The organism is Pseudomonas kitaguniensis (genome assembly GCF_009296165.1).
Classification (GTDB): Bacteria; Pseudomonadota; Gammaproteobacteria; order Pseudomonadales; family Pseudomonadaceae; genus Aquipseudomonas; species Aquipseudomonas kitaguniensis.
Genome location: NZ_VUAZ01000109.1, coordinates 1 through 3,042 on the forward strand (window position 1 = coordinate 1; position 3,042 = coordinate 3,042).

The 3,042-nt window shown below is 58.5% G+C and carries 4 protein-coding genes and 1 pseudogene; 3 read left to right on the plus strand and 2 right to left on the minus strand.

Annotated features, from left to right (window positions below; genetic code table 11):
* A pseudogene (locus tag F0169_RS18025) lies at positions 1-82 on the plus strand (creatininase family protein); the annotation flags it as partial.
* Between the two features lie 141 nt (positions 83-223).
* On the opposite strand, the gene F0169_RS18030 reads toward F0169_RS18025, so the two are convergent.
* Positions 224-565, minus strand: a complete 342-nt coding sequence (locus tag F0169_RS18030) for a hypothetical protein (protein WP_152747235.1) — start codon at positions 563-565, stop codon at positions 224-226.
* 45 nt (positions 566-610) lie between these two features.
* A complete protein-coding gene (locus F0169_RS18035; RefSeq protein ID WP_152747236.1) occupies positions 611-1,255 on the minus strand; it encodes an ATPase in 645 nt (214 codons plus the stop codon).
* A gap of 143 nt (positions 1,256-1,398) precedes the next feature.
* Here F0169_RS18035 and F0169_RS18040 point away from each other — a divergent pair, with 143 nt between their 5' ends.
* Positions 1,399-1,644, plus strand: coding sequence for a hypothetical protein (locus F0169_RS18040; protein WP_152747237.1), 246 nt, complete (start codon positions 1,399-1,401; stop codon positions 1,642-1,644).
* Between the two features lie 110 nt (positions 1,645-1,754).
* Complete coding sequence (locus F0169_RS18045) at positions 1,755-2,909, plus strand: acetyltransferase domain-containing protein (RefSeq protein WP_152747238.1); 1,155 nt, start codon at positions 1,755-1,757, stop codon at positions 2,907-2,909.
* The last annotated feature ends 133 nt before the right edge of the window (positions 2,910-3,042 follow it).

Genomic DNA, 3,042 nt, shown 5'->3' on the forward strand with positions numbered 1-3,042 from the left:
CCTGGCGACGGTGGAAAAAGGCGGTGAATTGGTAGCGTTGGCGGCCAAAGGCCTGGTCAAGACCGTGAACAGCTTCAGCTAACGAGCCAACACGTTAAGCCCTGCACCTAGCCAAATGTGGGAGCGGGCTTGTCTCGCGATAACGGTGTATCAGTTGATATATTTACCGACTGATCTACCGCTATCGCGAGCAAGCCCGCACTTAAAGCGGTGTCAGCCCAGCCTACTTGCAATCCTGCGCTGCTTGCTCCAGCCGCGACGGTTTGAGCGCAGAAGCCAACGGCTTGCGCTCATACACAAAGACCTTGGTGCCGTCCTGCGACTTATAAGCCTCCAGCACATCATCCGCGGCAATCTTGCTGGTCAACAGCACCTTGGCGTGGCGCGAGTTCTGCGTCACGGTCGAGGTAATGCGGTGCTTTTCGAGCTTGGGCACGACGCATTGCACATAGCCTTCAGGGGTTTTGTCAGTCAGCAGGGTCAAGGTCGGAGCATTGGGAGCCGTCATACAACCGGTCAGTAACACACTGGCAAACGCCAGGGCCGGGACGAAAAAAGAGCGCATAAACATTCCTGAAAATAACCAATAGGGTTCACATCAATCCGCGCGTCATCCTGCGCGGACAAGCGCCTTGAGCGACGCATCAAACTGCTTCAAGGCACCTTGCTGTACATCACGCTGCTGTTCAATCTGCGCGGCAATCTCGGGCGCCGCCTTGCCATGCACCCACACCGACGACACCTGCTTGTGCACCGAGCCTTCAGCCTTGGCGATGTACTGCAGGTTTGCGTCATAGAAACGCGCAACAAAACGCGCATCCACTTGGTCGTTATGCTGGGTGAGCAATTGGTTATGCGCATCGAGCATGACCGCCACATCGGGATGCGCCTGCATCAGCTCATCCAGGCTGCGATAGAACGTCACGCTGCGAAAATTGCTCTGCAGCGAGCTCATTAACCAGTCAATCGCCAGTTCCGGGTCGGAGCTGTTGACGAACGCATCGCGGATGCGCCCATCGAGGGCACCCTTGGCGCCCTGCATGGCCATCGCGTGGTAGCGCTCAAGGTAACTGAGGTTTTCGCGGGTATTTTCGCTGTACAACACCCCCACCGACTGCTCGCGCCGCAGGGAGTCTACGCTACCGGCGAGTGGCAGAAAATGGCCCGTGCGCAGTTCATCCGCGATTGCCGGGGTGGCCAGCGCCGACGTGCCAAGCATCAGCAGCATTAAACCCAACTGGATAATCATCCTCATCGCGCTTTTCCTTGAACCGTGTTTCGATGTGGCGATTGTCCGCTTTTGGCGTAAAAACAGAACTTGCGTTGCATGATGGTGACTATTATCTGAAGCGATAGTGTCGCGCCGCCTGACCCCATAAAACCTATAAGGACCACGCCATGAAGCCCCACCAGAAAACCTTCGACCGCATCCGCGAAGCCGTATTGCCGGAGTTTCGTGAGCGGGTCGCCGATTACCTGGTCGACTATGAAAGTGTGTTGCAGGACGCCGCCGCCGAGGCCGCCACGCGCAGCGCCAGCGCCCAACAGTTGCGCGGTTACCTGCGCGGCTTGAACACCACGCGGGTGCTGGGCATGGCCGATTGGGAAGACCTCGACCGGCGCGTCTCTCAAGAATGGCTGTAACTTCCGGGTTTTTATGGGGGCATTCCTTGCGGGAATAGCGCGGCACGCAGCACGGCGAATAATGTTATAGAATAACGTCAAATTTTCGCGGTTGCCGATGGTGCTTGCCCATGAATGACGCTGTTCCCTTACGCCAACGCCTGCTCTGCATCGACGCTCTGCGCGGTTTAGTGATTCTGTTTATGTTGCTTGACCACGTGCGCGAAACCTTCTTGATGCACCGCCAGGTCAGTGATCCGATGAGCATTCAGGACACCGAGCCCGCGCTGTTTATCAGCCGCACCCTCGCCCACCTGTGCGCGCCGGTGTTTGTGTTGCTAACGGGTTTATCCGCCTGGCTGTACGGCCAGAAATACCAGGGGCGCCGCGATGTGTCGGCGTTTCTGTTCAAACGCGGGCTGTTCCTGGTGGTGCTTGAGTTCACCCTGGTCAACTTCGCCTGGACCTTCCAGATGCCGCCCAGCGTGATCTATATGCAAGTGATCTGGGCCATCGGCGTCAGCATGCTCGCCCTCGCCCTGCTGGTGTGGTTGCCGCGCGCACTGCTGCTGGCTATCGCGGCAGTGATCATTGGCGGGCACAACCTGCTGGACGGCGTGCAGTTTGCGCCGGGCTCGCTGGCGCAAACTGTGTGGGCGATCCTGCATGAACGCAGCTGGATCAGCGTCGGAGACACGCTGCGCCTGCGCACCACCTACCCGGTGCTGCCGTGGATTGGCGTGATTGCCTTGGGCTACGGCATAGGCCCGTGGTTTGCCAATGGCGTGCAGCCGGCGTTGCGTCAGCGTTATCTATTGTTGGCTGGCGCGGGGGCAATGCTCGGGTTCGTGCTGTTGCGCGCGCTCAATGGGTATGGCGAAAAACCCTGGCGGGTGTCTGAAAGCACCGTGCACACAGTGATGAGCTTTTTCAACGTCACCAAATACCCGCCTTCGCTGCTGTTTCTGGCGTTGACGCTGGGGGTCGGGTTGCTGGTGTTGCGCGCGTTTGAGCGCGCCGGAGATCGACGCTGGATCGCGGTGTTGAGCGTATTCGGGGCAGCGCCGATGTTCTTTTATCTGCTGCACCTGTATGTGCTTAAAGTGCTGTATGTGGCGTGTGTGGCGGTGTTCGGGCTGAATCAGGGGAACTATTTCGGTTTCGACGGCATTGGCGGGGTCTGGGTGGTGGCGCTGTTATTGCCGCTGGCGTTGTACATGCCAGTACGCTGGTTTGCCGCCCTCAAAGCGCGGCGTCGGGACCTTGCGTGGCTTAAATACCTGTGACCTGATGGGGTTTGGGCTTTTGGGTGTCTATCCGTTGCGCGGCGCTTCTCGGATCAAAATCACAGGCCGAACGCGGTCAAACTGTGGGAGGGGGCTTGCTCCCGATGGCGGTGGTCAGTCAACTCATGTATCA